Source organism: Staphylococcus sp. 11262D007BW, from assembly GCF_053547815.1.
Genome location: NZ_JBPWPJ010000001.1, coordinates 1,020,102 through 1,043,266 on the forward strand (window position 1 = coordinate 1,020,102; position 23,165 = coordinate 1,043,266).

The 23,165-nt window shown below is 34.9% G+C and carries 21 protein-coding genes and 1 other RNA gene; 2 read left to right on the forward strand and 20 right to left on the reverse strand.

Annotated features, from left to right (window positions below; all coding sequences use genetic code 11):
* The 11 genes from ACEE93_RS04995 to ACEE93_RS05045 form a co-directional block, all read right to left on the reverse strand.
* Nucleotides 1-1,263 carry a peptidase U32 family protein gene (locus ACEE93_RS04995; protein WP_449155630.1) on the reverse strand — a complete coding sequence of 421 codons (1,263 nt, stop codon included), beginning with the start codon at nt 1,261-1,263 and terminating at the stop codon, nt 1-3.
* Between the two features lie 25 nt (nt 1,264-1,288).
* On the reverse strand, nt 1,289-2,218 hold the full coding sequence (locus ACEE93_RS05000) for a peptidase U32 family protein (RefSeq protein ID WP_449155631.1): 930 nt from the start codon (nt 2,216-2,218) through the stop codon (nt 1,289-1,291).
* Nucleotides 2,211-2,855, reverse strand: a complete 645-nt coding sequence (locus ACEE93_RS05005) for an O-methyltransferase (RefSeq protein ID WP_449155632.1) — start codon at nt 2,853-2,855, stop codon at nt 2,211-2,213. Before ACEE93_RS05005 ends, ACEE93_RS05000 begins: the two co-directional genes overlap by 8 nt.
* A 457-nt stretch (nt 2,856-3,312) precedes the next feature.
* The gene (locus ACEE93_RS05010) at nt 3,313-3,624 is read right to left on the reverse strand and encodes a DUF1292 domain-containing protein (protein ID WP_449155633.1); all 312 of its coding nucleotides are present in this window, start codon (nt 3,622-3,624) and stop codon (nt 3,313-3,315) included.
* A 13-nt stretch (nt 3,625-3,637) separates the two neighbouring features.
* Nucleotides 3,638-4,066: a Holliday junction resolvase RuvX gene (ruvX, locus tag ACEE93_RS05015; protein ID WP_449155634.1), complete on the reverse strand. Its 429-nt coding sequence runs from the start codon at nt 4,064-4,066 to the stop codon at nt 3,638-3,640.
* Entirely contained in the window at nt 4,059-4,331 is a 273-nt protein-coding gene (locus ACEE93_RS05020; protein WP_449155635.1) for an IreB family regulatory phosphoprotein, read from the reverse strand. Before ACEE93_RS05020 ends, ruvX begins: the two co-directional genes overlap by 8 nt.
* 129 nt (nt 4,332-4,460) lie before the next feature.
* Nucleotides 4,461-7,091 carry an alanine--tRNA ligase gene (alaS, locus tag ACEE93_RS05025; RefSeq protein WP_449156430.1) on the reverse strand — a complete coding sequence of 877 codons (2,631 nt, stop codon included), beginning with the start codon at nt 7,089-7,091 and terminating at the stop codon, nt 4,461-4,463.
* A gap of 320 nt (nt 7,092-7,411) precedes the next feature.
* Nucleotides 7,412-9,811, reverse strand: a complete 2,400-nt coding sequence (gene recD2 / locus ACEE93_RS05030) for an SF1B family DNA helicase RecD2 (RefSeq protein WP_449155637.1) — start codon at nt 9,809-9,811, stop codon at nt 7,412-7,414.
* 2 nt (nt 9,812-9,813) lie between these two features.
* Nucleotides 9,814-10,485: a tetratricopeptide repeat protein gene (locus tag ACEE93_RS05035; RefSeq protein WP_449155638.1), complete on the reverse strand. Its 672-nt coding sequence runs from the start codon at nt 10,483-10,485 to the stop codon at nt 9,814-9,816.
* 21 nt (nt 10,486-10,506) lie between these two features.
* Complete coding sequence (gene mnmA, locus ACEE93_RS05040) at nt 10,507-11,619, reverse strand: tRNA 2-thiouridine(34) synthase MnmA (RefSeq protein WP_449155639.1); 1,113 nt, start codon at nt 11,617-11,619, stop codon at nt 10,507-10,509.
* A gap of 3 nt (nt 11,620-11,622) precedes the next feature.
* Nucleotides 11,623-12,762, reverse strand: a complete 1,140-nt coding sequence (locus ACEE93_RS05045; protein ID WP_449156431.1) for a cysteine desulfurase family protein — start codon at nt 12,760-12,762, stop codon at nt 11,623-11,625.
* A 200-nt stretch (nt 12,763-12,962) separates the two neighbouring features.
* Here ACEE93_RS05045 and ACEE93_RS05050 point away from each other — a divergent pair, with 200 nt between their 5' ends.
* The gene (locus tag ACEE93_RS05050; RefSeq protein WP_449155656.1) at nt 12,963-13,955 is read left to right on the forward strand and encodes an LLM class flavin-dependent oxidoreductase; all 993 of its coding nucleotides are present in this window, start codon (nt 12,963-12,965) and stop codon (nt 13,953-13,955) included.
* A 90-nt stretch (nt 13,956-14,045) separates the two neighbouring features.
* On the opposite strand, the gene ACEE93_RS05055 is transcribed toward ACEE93_RS05050, so the two are convergent.
* The 3 genes from ACEE93_RS05055 to cymR form a co-directional block, all read right to left on the reverse strand.
* Nucleotides 14,046-14,249 (reverse strand): CsbD family protein, encoded by a 204-nt coding sequence (locus ACEE93_RS05055; RefSeq protein ID WP_449155641.1) that lies wholly within the window; start codon nt 14,247-14,249, stop codon nt 14,046-14,048.
* Nucleotides 14,250-14,317: 68 nt separating this feature from the next.
* On the reverse strand, nt 14,318-15,148 hold the full coding sequence (locus ACEE93_RS05060; protein ID WP_449155642.1) for an aldo/keto reductase: 831 nt from the start codon (nt 15,146-15,148) through the stop codon (nt 14,318-14,320).
* A 178-nt stretch (nt 15,149-15,326) separates the two neighbouring features.
* Nucleotides 15,327-15,749, reverse strand: a complete 423-nt coding sequence (gene cymR, locus ACEE93_RS05065; RefSeq protein ID WP_449155643.1) for a cysteine metabolism transcriptional regulator CymR — start codon at nt 15,747-15,749, stop codon at nt 15,327-15,329.
* 133 nt (nt 15,750-15,882) lie between these two features.
* Here cymR and ACEE93_RS05070 point away from each other — a divergent pair, with 133 nt between their 5' ends.
* On the forward strand, nt 15,883-17,157 hold the full coding sequence (locus ACEE93_RS05070) for a replication-associated recombination protein A (protein WP_449155644.1): 1,275 nt from the start codon (nt 15,883-15,885) through the stop codon (nt 17,155-17,157).
* Between the two features lie 47 nt (nt 17,158-17,204).
* Here ACEE93_RS05070 and ACEE93_RS05075 read toward each other — a convergent pair whose 3' ends face one another.
* The 6 genes from ACEE93_RS05075 to dtd form a co-directional block, all read right to left on the reverse strand.
* Nucleotides 17,205-17,975, reverse strand: coding sequence for a tRNA threonylcarbamoyladenosine dehydratase (locus tag ACEE93_RS05075; protein WP_449155645.1), 771 nt, complete (start codon nt 17,973-17,975; stop codon nt 17,205-17,207).
* A gap of 197 nt (nt 17,976-18,172) precedes the next feature.
* Nucleotides 18,173-18,365, reverse strand: a non-coding RNA gene (gene ssrS / locus ACEE93_RS05080) — 6S RNA.
* 60 nt (nt 18,366-18,425) lie between these two features.
* Nucleotides 18,426-20,192, reverse strand: a complete 1,767-nt coding sequence (gene aspS, locus ACEE93_RS05085) for an aspartate--tRNA ligase (protein WP_449155646.1) — start codon at nt 20,190-20,192, stop codon at nt 18,426-18,428.
* Nucleotides 20,192-21,463 carry a histidine--tRNA ligase gene (hisS, locus tag ACEE93_RS05090; protein ID WP_449156432.1) on the reverse strand — a complete coding sequence of 424 codons (1,272 nt, stop codon included), beginning with the start codon at nt 21,461-21,463 and terminating at the stop codon, nt 20,192-20,194. Before hisS ends, aspS begins: the two co-directional genes overlap by 1 nt.
* Before the next feature lie 371 nt (nt 21,464-21,834).
* Complete coding sequence (locus ACEE93_RS05095; protein ID WP_449155648.1) at nt 21,835-22,713, reverse strand: N-acetylmuramoyl-L-alanine amidase; 879 nt, start codon at nt 22,711-22,713, stop codon at nt 21,835-21,837.
* Nucleotides 22,710-23,162 carry a D-aminoacyl-tRNA deacylase gene (gene dtd, locus ACEE93_RS05100; RefSeq protein ID WP_449155649.1) on the reverse strand — a complete coding sequence of 151 codons (453 nt, stop codon included), beginning with the start codon at nt 23,160-23,162 and terminating at the stop codon, nt 22,710-22,712. The genes ACEE93_RS05095 and dtd overlap by 4 nt, the downstream gene beginning before the upstream one ends.
* Nucleotides 23,163-23,165 lie beyond the last annotated feature (3 nt).

A 23,165-nucleotide genomic window follows, 5' to 3' on the forward strand; every position in this document is an offset into this window, starting at 1 on the left:
TTAGACTTCCTTTCTCATCATGTTGTTTTTAAATATTGGGTGATCCACTTTAATTTGTACAATTTGTAAAGGATGACGTGCAGCATCTAAAGCATTGCCTTCTTCATCATAAATGGCATCTACAACCTGTTTAAATGTATCAATTTCAGGTCCGAAAAATTCAATTTCATCACCAGGTTTAAAATGATTACGTTGTTGAATCGTCGCAATATGACTCGTTTCATCATAATCTAATACTAAACCAATGAAATCATACGGTGCTTTTTTCGATGATTCATCACCAAACATTTGCTCTTCATATCCAGGTGTCCCTTCAAAAAAGGCAGGCGCAGTATCTCGATTTGCACATTTATCTAGTTCGTATAACCATTCCGGTTTAATTTTAAAATGCTCTGGATCTTCAGCGTAAGCATCAATGACTTTACGATACACAGAAACGACTGTTGCAATATAGTGGATCGATTTCATTCGCCCTTCAATTTTTAATGAGTCAATACCTAAGTCCATCATATTTGGAATAGATTCAATTAATTTCAAATCTCTTGGACTCATTGCAAATGGCGTTGTACTATCTTCATAATATAAATCCAAATCCCCGTCTTCATCTACTGTTAATAAATCGTAATCCCAACGACAACTTTGGCAGCAACCACCTCTATTAGAATCTCTAGCAGTCATGTGATTACTTAGTGTACAACGACCAGAATAGGCAATACACATCGCACCGTGAATGAACGCTTCGATCTCGATATCTACTTTGTCTTTCATTTCTTTCATTTCCATAGCACCTGTTTCACGAGCAAGTACTACACGGTCAAGCCCTTCATTTTTCCAATATTCAACGGCTTTATAGTTACTTAAAGATTGTTGTGTTGATAAATGTATTTCTAAGCGTGGGGCTACGCGCTTACATGTTTCAATAATGAGTGGGTCCGCAACGATAATACCTGTTGCTCCGGTGCTCTCTAATTGTCTTAAATAATCCTCTAATCCATCTATATTTTCATCATGTGCAATGATGTTTGTAGTAATATACACTTTTGCGTTATATTGCTCTGCAAATGCCACGCCTTCTCTAATTTCTTCAATCGTAAAATTATCTGCATTAGATCTTAATCCATATTCCTGACCACCTAGAAAAACCGCGTCCGCCCCATAATGAACGGCAATTTTTAGTTTTTCAAGGTTACCTGCAGGTGCGAGAAGTTCGGGTTTTTTCATTTTAGCGTCTGCTTGTGGCTTAACTTCTTCTAATACCTTCATCTAAATACGCTCCTTCTCTATTCAATTAATATACCGTTTGTTTATATAAGAATCCTTCATCAAAAGGTCGATGTTCTGGTTGAATTGCTTCTATTGGATCAACTAACATAAACTTTTCGTCTTCATAAGTTTCTGGGTCTTCTTCATATAAATCAATGGCTTCACGATATTGTTCTGTCGCCACATTAATATATTCTTCAGTGTGTAACAATCCATCAATTTTGATACTATCAATGCCTGCTTCAAATAAAGGATCTAGTTCTTCAATGAGGCAAATATCATTTGGTGACATAATGTGCGTGCCATTATAATCCTCAAAAACAGGATATTTGTTTTCACGTTCTTCATCATAAAGTAATAATTGCGTATTTTCATCCACTTCTTGTCGCTGAATCTTCATTTGACGTTCTTGGAATGTATAATAATTACCTAACAGCATGCGTTTTGATTGGAACATACATGTCATACCATGCACCTGTACCTCAATCTCAACTTCACTACGCTCTTTAATACCAATAATTTCTTCTAAACTTAATTCACGTGCTAGCACTGCTCTTTTAGCGCCTTTACGTCCCCAGTAATCACATTGAAAGTGGTTGGTTACAAGTGTTTCTGCATTCCAATGTAAAGGAATTGGGTTTTCTTGCTCATTTACAATCATCACAACAGCCGGATCCCCAAAAATAATGCGATCCACTTTAATTTCATGTAAAAATTCAATATATGATTCAAGTGCTGGAATATGATAATTATGGAAAATACCATTCACGGCTGCATAAGCTTTCTTGCCAGCACTGTGTATGATGTCTACTGCTTTTTTCATATCCTCTCTTTTAAATTCACCAGCTAATCGTAAACCAAACTTTTCTTCACCAATCACAAACGCATCTGCCCCTTTTTCAATGAGGGTCTCTATATGGTTTAATGATTTGGGTGTAACTAACAACTCAGTCATTATCATTCTCCTTTATCGAAATCGCTAATCCATCATCCATATTTATAAAATTGGTCTTATACTTTTTATTTTGACTTAACCAAGTGTTGAATTTCTGAATCTTTTTGACCATTTGTTTTACATTTCTACTCCGTACTACACTAATATCTGAAACAAACCCATGATAGAGTAAATTATCTGTTATAATCAACCCACCTGTACGTAATAAGGGTTCATATAATTCAAAAAAACGTCTTGATTGCGCTTTTGCAGCATCAATAAAAATCATATCATAATTCGTATCATTCACATCTTCAAATGCTTGTAATGCATCCTTTTCTATTAATCTAATCTGATGCGTATAACCGTATGTTTCAAAGTTTGCCTTCGCACATTCTATCATATTTTCATCTCTCTCAATGGTCGTTACTTGAATCGATGAATCTATTGACGCAAATTGCATACTACTATAACCAATTGCACAACCAATTTCAAGGATACGCTTTGGTTTGTGTATACGAATAATTTGTTTAATTAAATCTAACGAAAGTTCGTCAATAATCGGCACTTTATGCTCGTCCGCATATTCCCTTAATGCATCAATTGGTGAATGATGTTGGGATAAGCCAATGAAATAAGTATTATTTTTATTTTGCATTTCAAAACGTCCTTTACATTTATCAAAAAATAAACCAGTCAAGTGACTGATTTAACATTGATATAATCATATAAATGCATTCAAACTAAATTGAACGTCATTTATATTTTTTTAATCTATAAAACTAGCGTTCAACCGCTTCTAGCATACACTAATTATAGATTGTTGTCTTATCTTACAATTACTTAGTGGATTTAGCCATTTTAAATAACTTCTATATATTTTACCACAATCTGAACGGCCCTTAAAAGAGTAAATTTAGGAGTGGAAAAGAGGGTTTCTCTTAAAACTTATAAATATGGAACATCATTATTATTTAGCCCTACTATTTTTAACCAAAAAGAACCACCAAAAGTTAAATTTTGAGTGGTTCTCTTCTTATCATAAAACATTTAAATCAGAAACATTAAGCGCAATACACTGAAAACAGATTAACCGTGTAACGACTACTCTATTTTTATTCTGTTTCACTATCATCCATATTTGTATTTACAACTTCTTCAATCATATCCCATTCTTCATCAGTTTCAACTGGTAAAAATTTACCACCTTCACCTGACTCATCTGGTTCATTGATCATTGGAATTAATTCAATTAAATCGTCTTCGTCCGCTTCAGCACCTTCTTCAGCTAAGACAACATATTCTTTTTCAAAGCCTGGATGATAAAATTCTAACATTTTACGGTATAAAACTTCGTTACCTTCTTCATCATATAATGTCAGTAGTGTATCATCATTTTTAATTTCTAACTCTTCATGATTTGCCATGATTCATCGCTCCTTAATTTAAAGAATCTAAATAACCTTGTAATATAAATACAGCTGCCATTTTATCAATGACTTTCTTTCGCTTCGAACGCGATAGATCTGCTTCTAATAAAGATTTTTCAGCAGCCATTGTACTTAATCTTTCGTCCCACATGATTACTTCTAGTTGTGGATTTTCTTCCATTAAAGCTTCTTTATATCTTAAAGATGCCTCTCCTCGAAATCCAATAGAATTATTCATGTTCTTAGGTAAGCCAATGACGACTGTACCCACATTTTCACGTTTTATAATTTGAGTCAATTCTGCTATTCCTAAATTATTTTGGTCTTCATTAATTTGGAGTGTGTCTAATCCCTGAGCTGTCCAACCCATTAAATCACTAATTGCTATCCCGACTGTTTTACTTCCAACATCTAAGCCAATAATTTTATGTTTAAGCATGATTTCCTTCATGATTGTGATTTAAATAAAAAGTCACAAGTTCTTTCATAATTTCATCACGATCGATTTGTCTAATTTGGTTTCTTGCTTCATTGTGTCGTGGAATATAAGCTGGATCACCTGAAAGTAAATAACCTACTATTTGATTTTCAGGATGATAGCCGCGTTCTTCTAAAGTGTTATAGACATTTTTTAAAATCATTTCGACGTTTTGTTTCGGGATTTCTTCAGAGCTAAATTTCATTGTTTTATCAAATTTTGACATCACATTTACACTCCTTTTTTAACCAACTTTTTATTTCAACACGTTTTAATCATTAAATATTGTTTAAAGCTTTCTTGTCGAACCGCTTCAAATATATCTTTTCTTTATTTTACCTAATTTCTGTTAGCATTAGAGTGATTTAATATAATTTTTAATGAATTGTAATGCTTCTGAGATATTTTCTGGTTGCGTACCGCCGCCTTGAGCCATGTCTTTGCGGCCTCCACCTTTACCCCCAACTTGAGGTGCTAAGTTTTTCATAATATCTCCTGCTTGGACTTTATCTGTTAATGCTTTTGGAACAGTAACCATTAAAGACACTTTTTCATTATGACGACTCGCTAAAATGATAATCGTATCTTGCAATTTAGATTTAAAATCATCCATTGTTGAACGTAACGCTTTAGGATTATCCACTTCAACTTCTGTGATTAGTGTAGGTAAGTCATTGATCATCGTAACTTGATCCTTAATATCTCCCATTTTTAGTTGGTTGATTTCTTTATTTTTGTCCTCAAGTTGTTGTTGTAACGCTTTTTCATTGTCTTGTAATTGGACAATTTTTTCAGAAACTTGATTGTCATCTTTAGCTTTCAATTGTGACTTAACGTCTTGGAATTGATCAAAGTAACGTTCAAGATATAAGAAAGCTTCTTGTCCTGTGACTGCTTCAATACGTCTAACGCCAGCACCTGTACCGGACTCACTCACAATTTTAAATAATCCAATTTCAGATGTGTTCTTAACGTGAGTACCACCACATAGCTCTATTGAGAATGGACGCATATCTACAACACGTACAACATCACCATATTTTTCACCGAATAGTGCCATTGCACCTAACGCTTTCGCATCATCAATATTCATTTCTTCAATCGCAACCGATACATTTTTCCAAATTTCTTCATTAACGCTTTGTTCAACACGTTTAATTTCATCTGCACTCATTGGTGCGATATGTGAGAAATCAAAACGTAGACGTTTACTATCAACTAAAGAACCTGCTTGATTAACATGATCCCCTAACACTTCTTTAAGTGCTGCGTGAAGTAAGTGAGTTGCACTGTGATTTTTCTTAATCGCTTCACGATCTTGCATATTTATCGTTGCTGTCACCTTATCATTAGCTGATACAGAACCATATTTAATATAACCTGTATGCAAATGTTGACCATTAGGTGCTTTAATCACTTCAGTCACTTCAATTTCGCAGTGATCATTTTTGACAGTTCCTCTATCAGCAACTTGTCCACCGCTCACCGCATAAAAAGGTGTTTCTGCTAATACAAAGTGGATTGTTTGCTCTTCTTCAGCTTGTTCAACACGCTCACCTTCAAAAATAAGGTCTGTAATCTCACTATCCACAGAAGATGTTTCATAGCCAACAAATTGGCTGTCTGTGTGAATATTTTTTAAGACTTCATTTTGAACTTGCATAGATTGACTCGTTTGACGTGCTTGTCTTGCACGATCTCGTTGTGCTTGCATATGTTCTTCAAAAGCAGACATATCTATATCTAAACCTTCATTTTCAGCAATTTCTTGAGTCAATTCAACTGGAAAGCCATACGTATCATATAATTTAAATGCATCAGCACCATCAATCACTTTATCATCATTTTTCGCTTTCGCCATCATATCATTTAAAATAGATAGGCCTTCTTCTAATGTTTCATGGAAACGCTCTTCTTCTGACTTAATTACTTGCGCAATGAAGTCTTGTTTTTCTTTTACATTTGGGTAATATGGTTCCATGATTGAAGCTACCGTTTCTACTAATTGATACATAAATGGTTTATTAATATCTAATGATTGGCTAAAACGAACGGCGCGTCTTAAAAGTCGTCTTAATACATATCCACACCCTTCATTCGCTGGTAATGCACCATCAGAAATTGCAAAAGCAATTGTTCGAATATGGTCAGCAATTACTTTAAATGCGATATCTGCATCTTCATTAGTTAAATAAGTGTAACCTGAAATTTTTTCAACTTCTTTGATAATTGGTATAAATAAGTCTGTCTCATAATTTGTTTTGACATCTTGAGATATAGAAGCCATACGTTCAAGCCCCATACCCGTATCAATGTTTTTGTTTGGTAGCGGTGTATATGTGTGATCTTTATTATGATTAAATTCACTAAATACAAGGTTCCAAATTTCTAAATAACGTTCATTTTCTCCACCTGGATACATTTCTTCAGAAGGATCATTTTGGCCATACGCCTCACCACGATCATAAAAGATTTCTGTATTTGGTCCAGACGGTCCTTCTCCGATATCCCAGAAATTCCCTTCAATACGGATGATACGATCTTCTGATAAACCAATTTCTTCATTCCATAAGCGATAGGCATCAGTATCTTCTGGATGAATGGTTACGTATAGTTTGTCTGGTTCTATTCCCATCCAACGATCACTTGTTAGAAATTCCCAAGCATATGCAATGGCCTCACGTTTGAAATAATCACCAATCGAAAAGTTACCAAGCATTTCAAAAAAGGTATGATGACGTGCAGTAAATCCAACGTTTTCAATATCATTGGTACGAATTGATTTTTGTGCATTGACAATTCTCGGTTTTTTTGGAATTTCTCGACCATCAAAATATTTTTTTAACGTCGCTACGCCTGAATTAATCCATAATAAAGAAGGATCATCAATAGGCACTAACGGGGCTGAAGGTTCAACCATATGATCTTTTTCTTGAAAAAAATCAATAAACATTTGTCTAATTTCACTAGCTTTTAATTGTTTCATCACGACAACTCCTTTTTTGATTTAAATAAAAAACACTCATCCTCACAAAGGGACGAATGTTTTCGCGGTACCACCCTAGTTGAGGTAAGAATAAAGTATGCTAGCATTTAAATACACAAATGACCTTTCATTTATGAATCTTACAACATGCTCATCACTTTAATCTATCCTCCACTCAGAAATATATCATTATGTACGCATAGTAGCATTCAATTAATCTAACTCGTACATTCTCACCCTTTTGTACGTCTCTGTGTAGTTATATATTAATTTACTCCTCTATGCGCTTGAACTTAATCTAAATTATAAAAAACTGGTTTCTATTTGTCAATTTCTAAAAAGTCATACGGTGTGACGTCACCCATATTGATCATGGGGTTAATATCATATAAAGTATCTTCACTCAATATAATATCTGAGTGATCATTGTTCGTTTCATCTTTATGCTCAGATGTTTCATCGTCATCGTTAAAATATTGACGTATTAAAGTGGCTAATTGAGTTAGGCGTAACTGACCTTGCGTTTCGATACCTATTTCAAACGCCTGAGCATCACCTAGAAAAACGAGTGATTGTTTTGCGCGCGTTAATCCTGTATAAAGAATTGGACGTTGCAACATACGATAATATTGTTTAACAACCGGCATGATAACAATTGGAAATTCTGACCCTTGTGCTTTATGGATGGATGTACAATAGGCATGGGTTAATTCCATTAAATCTGAGCGCATAAATGTAATTTCGTTACCTTGGAAATCAACAATAACGACATCTTTATTTAAAGCATTTTCTTTCGCCCAAAAAATACCTACAATTTCCCCAATATCACCATTAAATATATTATCGTTCGGCCGATTTACAAGCTGTAAGACTTTATCCCCTTTTCTAAACTTTACATCACCAAATTCAATTTCGCGATGATCATCATCCTCTTTTGGATTTAAAATGGATTGTAAAATTTGATTGAGACGTTTGATACCTGCATCGCCACGATACATAGGTGCTAGCACTTGAATGTCCGCCATAGTATAGCCTTTTTTCGTTGCATTCGTGACAACTTTATTGACTGCCTCTGGAATCTGTGAAGTTTGACATGGAATGAAAGAGCGATCATGATAACGTTCCTTAATATCAACAGATTGCCCCATTTTAATCTTATGTGCAAGCTCAATAATACTGGAGCCATCTTGTTGGCGAAACACTTCCGTTAAATTAACACGCGGTAAAATATTTGTATCAATCAAATCTTTAAAGACCTGTCCAGGCCCTACAGAAGGTAATTGATCCTCATCACCTACAAGCACAATTTGCGCATCAACGGGTACAGCTGCTAAAAATTGATGAAATAACCATGTATCCACCATCGACATTTCGTCTATAATAATTAATTTCGCATTAATCTCATAATCTAAAATATCATCAGGTTTGGTATCTTGATTCCATCCTATCAGACGATGGATCGTCGTCGCTTCTAATTCTGTCGATTCATATAATCGTTTAGAAGCTCTACCAGTTGGTGCACCTAATACGATTGGGAACTCATCTTCCTCGTAGTCATCATAATCTAATGATAGGCCATGTAATTCTGCGTACAACTGCACTATCCCTTTGATAACAGTCGTTTTACCAGTTCCTGGACCACCAGTCAGTAACATAACTTTATTCTTCATCGCACACTCTAGTGCTTCTTTTTGTGAAGGTGCATAACTCACTTTATTTTGCGATTCAATTTCACCAATTTGTAGTTGAATATCTGAAATATCAAACGTTTGAAGCGTATCTGTACGATTTACTATTTTATAAAGATTTTGTGTACTTTTTAGTTCAGAATAATATAAACTTGGCATCGACACATTGTCATCAAAATGAACAAGTTTCTTTTCTTCATATAAATACGACAACGTATTCTTAATCAATTCTGTCTCAATCAATTGTTCTTGTTGTTTTGATAACAGCTGTTGTGTTTCATTAACCAACGATACTTCTGGCACATAAGTATGCCCTTGTTTGATACATATATCTTCAACCACATATAAAAGACCCGCTTTAATGCGATCTTGATGTGTTGGGTTAATACCTAACTGTAAAGCGAGTTGGTCGGCTTTATGAAAACCAACCCCACGTATATCAAAAACTAACTGATATGGATTTTCTTCAATAATCCTTACAGTATCTTCTTTATAAAATTGGTAAATATCCATTGCTAACTTAGCACCAAATCCTAATTCGTTTAGACGAATCATGACTCTTTCACTTTCCTGATTTTGTTGAATTTGGTCGACAATCTGCTGTCTTTTGGATTTAGAAAGTTTAGCTACTTTATTTAAAACTGTCTCGTCTCGTAGAATTTGAGAAATCGCATCTTCGCCAAGTGTATTTACAATTGATTCTGCTGTTTTTTTACCAATGCCTTTGAATAAATCACTTGATAAATATGTAATGACCGCTTCTTTCGTCTGAGGTAATTCTTTTTGAAATGTTTCAGCTTTTAGTTGCTGGCCATATCGTGGATGATTAACACTATTACCCGTAAATGTATAGGTCTCATCCTCTACAATATTAGGAAAAAAACCAACAACTGTTGCAACACCTTCAAAATCAGCATTTGTTTCACTCACTTCAACTTTTAATACAGTATAAAAGTTCTCGCTATTTTGAAATAAAATAGCTTCAACATTGCCTTTGACAAAAGTGTTATCTAACAGTGTTGGTTCTTCCATCGTTATAGCTCCTCTTCTTTAATTCGTTGGAATGTTTTTAATGCATGTTGACTTAGTAAATGTGATGGATCCATTTCGGTAGCACGTTCAAATCCCTCGATTGCTTTATCAATATCTTCATCTTGCATATATGTTGCTAAGGTAAGGTTATATTGTGCATCAGCATGTTCGTTATTCAATGTTAAAATGCGCTCTAAAATTGGGATAGCTTGTTGAAACATTTCAAGTTCACATAAATCAAGCGCATATTGAAATTGTACTTCTAAATCCTCAAAATGGTCATCTATTTCAGCTGCACGCATTAAATAAGGTAATGCTTCTCTATTAGCTTCCATTTGTTTAAATGCTAAGCCAATCATGTAATTGGTATCTTTTGTATCTAATCCTTTTTCTTTTGACAGTTGATATAACTTTATCGCTTCTTGAAATCGTTGTTCATTGAAATAAACATTAGCAAGATTGTAATAAACACTGCCATTATCAGGTTGTAAATCAATCGCGCGTTGAAAAAAACGTTCAGCTTTTTCAATTTCGTTAGCTTCAGCTAGTAAAATCCCAGAATTGATATAATTTTCAACTGCTTTAGGATCATGTTCGATATTATCAAAGCAAGCTTGTAACGCTTCTTCGTACTTTCCTTGTTGCATCAGTTGATGAATTTGTTCTTGTTCCATTAGCAAATCACCTTTTACCGTTTATAATACGTAATCTAATTGTCCAGATTCTTTAAATACATCATCAATCGTAGCGCCACCAAGACAAACTTCTTCATCATATAAAACAACTGCTTGTCCAGGCGTAATTGCGCGTACCGGTTCGTCAAATGTTACACGAATGGCATTATCATTTTCGCGTGTCACTGTAACTTTAGTATCTTTCTGACGATATCTAAACTTCGCCGTACAATGAAGCGGTTGAGACAAATCAATTGGATTAACAAATGATACATCAGAAGCAATCAAGTAATCACTATATAAAGCATCATGATGAAAACCTTGTTCAACATACAATACGTTATCCTCTAAATTCTTACCTACAACAAACCAAGGATCACCATCGCCACCAATACCAAGACCGTGACGTTGACCGATAGTGTAATACATTAATCCGCTATGTTGACCCTTTACAACACCATTTAATGTTCTCATTTCACCTGATTGAGCCGGCAAATATTGAGATAAAAATGTTTTAAAATTTCTTTCTCCAATAAAACATATGCCTGTAGAATCTTTTTTCTTAGCAGTGGCTAAATCTTGTTGTTCAGCAATTGCTCTAACTTCTTTTTTGTCTAAATGTCCGAGTGGAAACATTACATTTTGAAGTTGGTCTTGTGTTAATTGATTTAAAAAGTATGTTTGATCTTTATTAGTATCTACGCCTCGTAACATTTCTACTGTGCCGTCATCATTGCGTCTCACTTGTGCATAATGACCCGTTGCAACATAATCAGCGCCTAATTTTAATGCATGCTCTAAAAAGGCTTTAAATTTAATTTCTTTATTACACATCACATCAGGGTTTGGCGTACGGCCCTTTTTATATTCGTCTAAAAAGTACGTAAATACCTTATCCCAATATTCTTTTTCAAAATTAACTGCATAATAAGGAATATCTAACTGATTGCATACAGCAATCACGTCATTATAATCTTCAGTAGCAGTACATATGCCATTTTCATCCGTGTCATCCCAGTTTTTCATAAATATACCTATTACCTCATAACCTTGTTCTTTTAATAAATAGGCCGTCACTGAGCTATCGACACCACCTGACATACCGACTACTACACGGGTATCTGAATGTGTCAACTTTTAATCCTCCTTAAATTTTAGATAAATCTTTTGTAGTTCAATAATAATTTGATTGATATCATCTTTAGTCATTTGTTCATTTAAACTAATTCGTATAGATTGCGTCACTTTAGGATTGTCACCAAACATAGCAGATAATACATGGGATGGAATCGTAGAACCCGCTGTACAAGCTGAACCTGAAGACACGTATATACCTGATAAATCTAGTAAAGTTAATAACGTTTCAACATCTATAAATGGAAAGTAAAGATTAATAATGTGATTAGTCGTTTCAACCATTGAACCGTTTAATTCGAACGGAATCGCACGATCTTGAAGACCAACCAACAATTGTTCTTTTAATAGTGCTAAATGAACATTATTTGCATCTCTTTGGGTCTCAGCATCTTCCAATGCAGTAGCTAAACCTACAATTTGTGCTACATTCTCCGTACCGGCACGACGCTTGCTTTCTTGTTCTCCACCATGTTGTACAAATTGCACAGGTGTCCCCTTTTTAATGTATAAAGCTCCTATTCCCTTAGGGCCACCAAATTTATGAGCTGTTAAACTCACTGCGTCTACCTTTAAATCTTGTACATCTACTGGTAAATGGCCTATAGCTTGCACAATATCCATATGAAAATAGGCTGAACTTTGCTCAATAATGCTTTGGATATCATAAACAGGTTGAACTGTACCTACTTCATTATTCACAAGCATAATCGACACTAAAATCGTATCTTCACGTATCGCTTCCTTAAGCTGATTTACGTCAACTTTTCCTGTTGTATCAACGTCTAAATACGTGACTTCAAAACCATTTTGTTCTAAAAATTCAAAGACATGCAATACTGAGTGATGTTCTATTTTAGTAGTAATTAAATGCTTTCCTTTATGTTGATTGGCATATGCAATGCCTTTTATCGCTGTATTATTAGATTCAGTAGCGCCACTCGTAAAAATAATGTCGTTTGGATGCGCATTTAAATGTTTAGCAATTGTACGTCGCGACTCGTCTAAGAAGCGTCTCGCATCACGTCCTTGTGAATGAATAGACGATGGATTCCCAAAATGATCTTGATAAATCGTCATCATTTTTTCAATAACGTCAGGTTTCACTGGCGTCGTTGCTGCATAGTCCGCATATACACCCATTGATATGACAGTCCTTTCTTATATTCAATGTTCCTTATTTTAGCATTAGCACACTAAAAATTCTAGTTACTCGTTTATAATTAGTCGTTATTATTGTAATCTTTAAAACTTTTAAGTTCAATGTTAATCATCTTAAATGATATAGTGATAGTAGGTTTCAATCAATATATTTAAAGGAGGAGGACGCATTGACACATAAAATGAATTATTCTGCATTAAATTTAGTACCTATCCGAGAAGGACAAAAAGATACAGATGCGTTACAACAACATGTTGCTTTAGCGCAACATTTAGAAGAATTGGATTATGCGCGTTTTTGGATTGCAGAGCACCATAATGCACCTAATCTTGTTAGTTCCGCAACTTCTCTACTGATTCAACATACCTTAGCTCATACGAATACGTTACGGATTGGGTCAGGCGGCATTATGTTACCCAATCACGCCCCTTTAATTATTGCAGAACAATTTGGCACATTATATAAAATATATGGTGATCGCATCGATTTAGGTGTAGGACGTGCACCAGGCACAGATATGGCTACCGCTAGTGCACTCAGACGAGATCAACATAATGGTGTCTTTCAATTCCCAGAAGAGATTGATCAACTTAATCAATATTTTGGCTCTGAAACTGCTCAAGGCTTTGTGAAAGCGATTCCTGCAGTTAACACAAATATACCTGTTTATGTCCTTGGTTCTTCAACTGATTCTGCTTATGTCGCTGCACGCAAAGGTTTACCATATGTCTTTGCTGGCCATTTTGCACCAGAACAAATGAAAGAAGCCATTGATATCTATAAATCACAATTTCAACCCTCACAATATTTAGAGAAACCCTATGTGATCGTATGTTTAAATGTCATTATTGGAGATACAAATGATGAAGCGCACTACTTAGCAACAACTCAAGTTCAAGTATTTGCAAGTATTCTAAATGGTCGCGTGCAAAAAATGCAACCCCCTGTTGATGACTTGTCATCCATTTTATCACCTCGCGTCATCGCAATGGCAAAACAAAGGGTTGCTCAATCATTAGTCGGTGATAAAATTACAGTTAAATCGAAAATTAATCAATTTATCGAAGACTACGGTGACATCGATGAAATCATGGCAGTAAGTTATATTTATGATGAAGCTTTACAACATCGCTCTTACACTTACTTTAAAGAAGTGATGGATTCATTGTATTAAATTGATAAAGTAACGTTTAAAATATGATATAAAAAAACTAGGTGCGAAAATGAGTAAACTCACTTTCGCACCTAGCTATTTGTTTACAGATTATTTTTTATCTTTATCGTTACCTGTGAATTTATCGATAAGGTCGTTAGCTTTTTCTTTAACGTTTTCTACTGTTTCTTTAGCTTTACCAGAAGCTTTGTCACCTTTACCGTCATTTTCTAATTTTTTATCGTCAGTTACGTTACCAACTGTTTCTTTTACGTTACCTTTAACTTGATCAAATTTGCTTTCATTTTCAGCCATGATAATAGCCTCCTTTGATTTTGGTTACTTTTAACAATACCACTATTTAAACACTTTAAACATATTTTTTAAAATTCTTCATATACAGCAGGGTCTTGATTTTTACGACGCCCATCTTCTCGCGTTAACGCGTCTATTTGATTCATGTCCTCTTGTGATAGTTCAAAATCGAATATTGATTTATTTTCTAATTGTCTAACAGATGAGGTTGCTTTAGGGATAGGCATCACACCTTTTTGAAGATGCCATCTTAATATGACTTGTGCTGGCGATTTTTGATATTTCTTCCCAATATCAACAATAGTAGGTTCCTTCATGACACCATTATCTCGCCCTAATGGACTCCACGCTTGAGTTAAAATTTGATGATTTTGATGATATTGGATCAGCTCATTTTGGCTGAAGTAAGGATGGCATTCAATTTGGTTTACTTCTGGTAATACGCCAGTTTCTTCTTTTAAAGTTTCAAGATGTTCAGGTAAAAAGTTACACACACCGATTGATTTAATCAAGCCCGCTTTTTGAGCTGCGATCATTGCTTTCCATGCTTCTACATAAAGTCCCTGCTTCGGATTTGGCCAATGTATTAAATATAAATCAAAATAATCTAACCCTGAGCGGAAAAGTGATTCCTGAATTGTTACGAATACATCATCATATGATTGATAACGGCCTGGCAATTTTGAAGTGACAAATAGATTTTGACGTTGAGCGCCACTCAGCTGAATCGCACGACCTACTGCGCCTTCGTTTTCATAATTATATGCTGTATCTAATACGTGATACCCCAATTGTATTGCGTTTGAAATCGCATGCGCACCTTGCATGCCATTTAATTTATATGTTCCAAACCCAACTTGATCAAGAATTTGACCATTTCTTAAAGTATATGTATCCATCAGAAAACCTCCTAAATTTTAGAGCGTTAAATTGTAAATTGGATTGAATGCTCTGGGAAACCGTATGACAGTCTCCCAAAAGTAGGTTTTAACCACATCCTACCCGCTTCTTTCCATTTTAAAGAGGAAGCATTTTCTTCCTTACCTTGCAATCTTGTCATTATCACATACAACTGCGTTAAATAAAAAACATATAACCTTCTAAATTATCTTTTTGTTCTTTATGATCTGCTAAAGATTGCAATGTTGTTTTGTCTAATACCTCTTTTACTGCATCTCTCATCTGTAACCATAACTGTTGTTGTGCTGGTGGTTCAGATTCCATACGTTCAACAATCGTAATTGGACCTTCAAGTAAACGAATGATATCTCCAGCTGTAATATTTTCAGCAGGCATTTTAAGTTCATATCCACCTTTAGCACCTCTCACACTACGAATTAATCCTGCATTTCGTAGAGGTCCAACAAGTTGTTCTAGATAAAGATCACTTAAATCATTTTCTTCAGCAATTGCTTTAAGAGAAACACAACCTGTGCCTTGTCGTTTCGCTAATGCAATCATTAATGTTAATCCATAGCGTCCTTTTGTTGATATTTTCATATTTTAACCTCACCTTATATAATCCGATTTACTTAAAATTAGTCATTATTTATATTATTATAATACCAATGCAACTTCACTACAAAGCATAACATACTTCTACATAATTTATCTTTTGAACAGGGTGATTAAAATGACGGTTGAACCATTAGCTTCGAGAATGAGACCACAAAATATAGATGAAATCTTAGGTCAAGATCATCTCGTAGGTACTAAAGGCATCATTCGACGTATGGTCAACACCAAACGTTTATCTTCAATGATACTTTACGGGCCACCAGGAATTGGTAAAACAAGTATTGCTCAAGCGATTGCAGGCAGTACACAGTATAAGTTTCGTCAACTCAATGCAGTAACCAATTCAAAAAAAGACTTACAAATGATAGTAGATGAAGCAAAAATGTCAGGTCAGGTTATATTACTATTAGATGAAATCCATCGTTTGGATAAATCAAAGCAAGACTTCTTATTGCCTCATCTTGAAAATGGAAAAATTGTACTCATTGGTGCTACAACTTCAAATCCTTATCATGCCATCAATCCAGCTATTCGTTCACGTACTCAAATTTTTGAATTATATCCATTGACCCAAGAGGATATTCAAAAAGCTTTACAGATGGCGTTAGATGATGAAACACGAGGACTAAAATCGTATAATGCCTCTATTGAACCGGAAGCGTTGGCCTATTTTTCTTCTCAAAGTCAAGGAGATGTTCGAAGCGCATTAAATGCATTAGAACTTGCTGTTTTAAGTGCAAATGAGGAGAACCCTATAATTACTTTATCTGATGCGGAGGATTGTCTACAAAGAGGTGCGTTTATTAGCGATAAGGATGGCGACATGCATTTTGATGTGATGAGTGCCTTCCAAAAATCGATTCGCGGCAGTGATGTCGATGCTGCGTTACACTATCTAGCTCGACTCATATATGCTGGAGATTTACCCACTATTACAAGACGTCTATTGGTCATCAGTTATGAAGATATTGGTTTAGCCTCTCCTGGCGCTGGACAACGTACATTAGCAGCCATTGAAGCGGCTGAACGATTGGGCTTACCAGAAGCTAGAATCCCATTAAGTCAAGCTGTTATCGAACTTTGTCTCTCACCAAAATCGAACTCTGCTTATCGTGCGATTGACGGAGCTTTAACAGATATACGCAAAGGTAATGTCGGCCAAATTCCAGATTATTTAAAAGATGGCCATTACGAAGGTGCAAAACAATTAGGTCATGCTCAAGGATACCTTTATCCTCATGATTATGAAAATGGCTTTGTACCGCAACAATACTTGCCAGATTTACTAAAAAAACGGTCATATTATCGCGCAAAATCTACTTCTAAAATCGAAAAACAATTCAGTGATATTTATAATAACCTTAAACGACAATCATCTAATTCAAAATAAACGATAAAAAGGTAGGAGCTCATGTACTCCTACCTTTTTCGATGTTACTATTGTTTATCTTTTATACGCTCGACATGGATATCTTTTAATATGTCATTACATACATAACTTGCACAAATAAGTCCAACTACGCTAGGAACATAAGCGTTAGAAGAAGGCGGCATTTGAGCCTTTCTGTTTTTACCTTGGGCATCCCCAACTTTCTCCTTCACATCTTCTCTAATAACAATTGGGCTTTCATCTGAAAATACGACTGGTATACCCTTTTTTATGCCTTTTCGTTTTAATTTTTGACGAATCACGCGTGCAATAGGATCTGTATGTGTTTTAGAAATATCTTCTATATTAAAACGCGTCGGATCGGTTTTATTTGCAGCACCCATACTTGAAATGATTTTTATATTTCTTTGGAGACATTGTTCCATGAGATGTACTTTATAAATGATGGTATCACTAGCATCCACCACATAATCAATATTGTAATCATTAAATAAAGATTCATAAGTCTCTTCTGTATAAAACATATGTAAAGAAGTGACTTTGCATTCTGGATTAATTAATTTAATACGCTCTTCCATTAATGAAACTTTGCTTTGACCAATGGTTGTTGTTAATGCATGTATTTGTCGATTGACATTTGTAATATCTACATCATCTTTATCGATCAATATGATATGACCTATATTGGTACGCGCAAGTGCTTCAGCAGCAAAAGTACCAACACCACCTATACCAAGGATGGCTACTGTTGTTTGTTTTAATTTGTCTAAACCTTCTTCACCAATTGCTAATTCGTTTCTCGAAAATTGATGCTTCATGATTGAAACTCCTTTATATTAAACATTTCCTAAATTCTCTAATAACTCATGAGATAAAATACAATCTATTTAATGTTCTACCCTTCTTAATTCTTTAGATTGAAGTATTGTCTCTCAACATCACTATTTTTCTATTTCCATTAAATAATCCATCTTAAACTCAAAAAAATACGCAAGACATTAAGCCTTGCGTATCGATAGAATCCGTTGTGCCGTAGTTTTAAGTGCTTGATCATTTTGGCCTGCTAAGTACAGGTGGGTGTCCTGTTTCTTGGTTTGCACGTCCTCCTATAGAGGCGTGTGCGCTACAAGAAAACCTATTGGACTCCCTTGATCAAAGAGTGTTAGGTCAAAATACAAAAAGCGAACTTACGTACACTACAGACGACTATCTTATAGCTCTATATTAACACATTGATGACTAATCGCAAGTTTAAAGTTTTATAGCGATTACTTTTTAATTCTTAACGATAATTCATCTAATTGACGATCTGACACATGACTTGGTGCATCAGTTAATAAATCAGTAGCTGATGCTGTTTTTGGAAAGGCAATAGTATCTCTTAAGTTAGATTGACCTGCTAATAACATCACTAAACGGTCTAATCCTAATGCGATACCACCATGTGGCGGTGCACCATATTTAAAGGCATCTAATAAGAAGCCAAATTGTGCTTCCGCTTCCTCTTGTGTAAATCCTAATGCTTTAAACATTTTTTGTTGAACGTCACCATTATGAATACGTATAGAACCGCCACCTAACTCATATCCATTTAACACAATATCATACGCTTGTGCTTCGGCTGTTTCAGGTGCTGTTTCTAATTTTTCAAGATCCTCTTCTTTTGGAGATGTAAACGGGTGATGTGCTGCTACATAACGTTGTGCTTCATCATCATATTCAAATAATGGCCAATCTGTTACCCATAAGAAATTAAGTTGTTCTGGATCGATTAATCCACGTTCTTTACCTAATTTATTTCTTAGCGCGCCTAAACTTTGCGCCACGACATCTTTTGAATCTGCAACAAATAAAACTAAATCGCCTGCTTTTGCAGATGTTAATTCTTGAAGCAGTGATACGTGATCATCTTCAAAGAAACGCGCAATCGGACCTGTTAAACCTGAGTCTACAACTTTTACCCAAGCTAATCCTTTGGCACCATAAATATTAACAAACTCAGTTAATCCATCTATATCTTTTCGTGTGTAGTCCTCTGCTGCATTTTCAACGACAATTGCTTTAATTTGTCCACCATTTTCTACAGCGCCTTTGAATACTTTAAAGTCCATAACATGACCTAATTTAGACACATCAATCAATTCCATACCGAAACGTGTATCTGGTTTGTCACTACCATAACGTTCCATGGCTTCTTGATAAGTCATACGTGGAAAAGCTTCAGTAATCGTTTGTCCTTTCACTTCAGAAACTACTTTTTTAAGCATTTCCTCTCCTAGAGCTATAACATCTTCTTGCTCTACGAAACTCATTTCAATATCTACTTGCGTGAATTCAGGTTGACGGTCAGCACGTAAATCTTCATCTCTAAAACATTTGGCAATTTGGTAGTATTTATCAAAACCACTCACCATTAACAATTGTTTAAATAATTGAGGTGACTGAGGTAATGCGTAAAATTCGCCTTCATGCACACGTGATGGCACTAAATAGTCTCGAGCGCCTTCAGGTGTTGATTTTGTTAATACTGGCGTTTCAACATCATAAAAACCTTCATCATCTAAATAACGACGGATTGCTTGAGAAATTTGGTGTCTCATTTTAAATGTATATGCAAATGGTGCACGTCGTAAATCTAAATAACGATATTTTAAACGTAAATTCTCATCTACTGATAAATTATCTTCATTTAATGCAAACGGAGGTGTTTCTGATTTATTAATGATTTTAATACTTGATGCTTTAACTTCTACATTGCCTGTTTTAATTTTTGGATTAACCGTTTCAGGATCACGTTTTGTTACTTCACCACTAATTTCAACAACGTATTCTGAACGAACACGTTCTGCTATTTCTAATGCTTCTTTTGAATAATCTGGGTTAAATACCACTTGTACATATCCTTCACGATCACGTACATCAACGAAGATTAATCCTCCTAGATCACGACGATTATGAACCCAACCTTTTAACGTGATTTCTTGACCTAAATAATCTTCAGTTACTAACCCACAATAAGTTGTTCGTTTTGCCATTATTTACTCTCCTTTAATATATAATTCGCGATATCTTTTAATGATATTGTTTGAGACTCACCTGTAGCCATATCTTTAATATTCACTTCATTTTTAGCAAGTTCATCGTCACCTAAAACAATAGTATATTGAGCATTTAGGCGATCCGCTTGTTTCATTTGTCCTTTTAATTTACGTGATAAGTAATCTTTATCGACTTTGACACCTGCATGACGTAGTTCATTTAATAATGTTACTGCATAATCATCTGCCGCTTCACCCATTGTGGCTACAAATAAATCAAGGGTGTTTTCAACAGGGAGCTCGATGCCTTCTTCTTCTAGTGCTAAAAGTAATCGTTCAATACTTAATGCAAAGCCAATACCTGTTTCTTGAGGTCCATCTAACAATTCTAATAAACCGTTATAACGACCTCCGCCACATAAAGTCGTAATTGCGCCATCATATCCTTCGTTGTCCATCATTAATTCAAAAGCTGTATGTGTGTAATAATCTAAGCCTCTCACTAAATTAGAATCAACTTCATATGGAATATTTAATCGATCTAGATGCGCTTTTACATCTTCAAAATATTGTTTAGAGTAGTCATTTAAGTAATCCGTAATAGCTGGTGCTGTTTTCATTTCAGGTTTATCACGGTCTACTTTACAATCTAAAATACGCATTGGGTTTGTTTCGATACGATGTTGACAATCGGCACAATACGTGTGAATCACTGGTTGAAAATGTTCGCGTAGTGCTTTTTGATATTCTTCTCTTGAATCTATATCACCTACACTATTAATGACTAACTTTAACTTTTTCAGACCGAATGATTGATAAATATGCATCACCATCGCTAGTACTTCAGCATCAATACTAGGGTTTTCTGCCCCAATAGCTTCAACACCAAATTGGCTGAATTGACGATAACGTCCTTTTTGTTTACGTTCATATCTAAACATTGCACCATTATAATATAGTTTAACTGGTTGATTAGGCAATCCTTGCATTTTGTTTTCAATATAGCTTCGCACAACTGCTGCAGTGCCTTCTGGACGTAGTGTTAAACTACGGTCTCCTTTATCTTTAAACGTGTACATTTCCTTTTGTACAACATCGGTTGAATCGCCTACACCTCTTGCAAATAGATCTGTACTTTCAAATATTGGTGTACGTATTTCTTTATAATTGTATCGTTCCATTAATTCATCTAGTTTATTTTCAATATATCGCCATTTAGGTGACTCTGTTGGTAAAATGTCTTGGGTACCTCTCGGGATATTAATCAAATTTAACACCTCATTTGTCTTTTTTTGTAAAAATAAAAAAGACATCCCTTGTATGCCGGTAAACATACAAGGGACGTCTTTCAACGTGTTGCCACCCTCATTTAAAGTGTGCCAAAGTGTATAACATAGCAAAGCATTGCTATCATTTAAATGCACACTTACTCTAATTGCTAGTAACGTTAGCAACACGACACTATTTTTGATAGTGTTCCTCTTCTTGTGTTCAATAAATATGATCAGAAGGTCTACCTTTCAGCCAATGAATAGACTCTCTTAATAACTCCATTAACATATCATTTCAAGAATTCAAACGGTTTATCATATATTATTCAATGTCTATAGTACCTGTTTTTCTTGTAACTTTCAACAAGTTAACTTAAAAAATATTCTTTCAAACCTTCTACAATTCCACTTTCAACGATTGCACGATAATTTTTATCTTTCATCATCGCTTCATCAGTTGGATTACTAATATAACCTAACTCTAACAATACAGCTGGTAAATCAGTTTGTCGTAACACTTGAAAATTTTCTTCACGCGTACCTCGATTAGATAACAGCGCTTTTTCTTGTATTGCTGAATTTAAAGATTCTGCCAAGCGTTCTTGTTGCTCTTTATACCAGTACACAGTCGCACCATTTGCTTTTTTCGATTCTAATGCATCATTGTGAATACTGATAAATACATCGCCTTCGTCCTGACGATCTTTAAGTTTAACATATGTATCATCAGAACGAGTCATTTTAACTTTAGCACCCTCATCTTCAAGTTTCTTTTTTAATTCTAAACTCGTTTTAAGTGTGATATCTTTTTCTAATGTTTGTTTGCCAGACTGACTACTTGAAGCACCTTGGTCTCCACCCCCATGTCCTGGGTCAAGGATGACAACTTTATTTTTTAATGGCTCTGAATTGGGATTGACATCTTCCTTAATATCTAAATTCGTATGCCAACCCGCAATCCACCCTTTTTTCTTTTCATCCGGAGACACAACTTCAAGCCATTTACCTTCCTTAGAAATGATATTAAATGTATCTCCTTTTTGAACATTATAAATTTTAGGGTATGCAGCATTAGGTCCTGTCAAAATGTCTGCATCTTCCTCAACTTTTAACTTTTTATCATTTTGAAAGTTAAATAAAGCAAATGAACAAATTAAAATAACAAGAATAGCTAGACTAAATAAAATAGTATAGATCATATTAGGATTGATCTTATTAGGTCTTATTCTGACTTTGACACGTTTCATATAATTTTGCCGTCCACACTTTCATAAATGACCGTAACCGGACCGTCATTTTTAATGTCGACTAACATATCAGTACCAAATTCTCCTGTTTCAATGGGTATATTAAATTGCTCAAGGTGTTCATTAAAAGTGCGATATAATGCTTCCGCGTCTTGTGGTGACATTGCGTCCGTAAAGCTAGGTCGATTTCCTTTTTTCACGTTAGCATACAATGTGAATTGCGAAATGGATAAAATTTCACCACCCATTTGTTGAATATTAAAATTGAGTTTACCATTTTCATCTTCAAACAAACGTGCATTAGCAATTTTTTGCGTAATTACTTCAACATCTTTAATCGTATCATTTTCAGAGATACCGACTAACAGACAAAATCCCTTTCCTATTTCATTATGAATTTGTTCGTTAGAAACGGCTGCAGATTTCACTCGCTGAACTATGACTTTCATTTA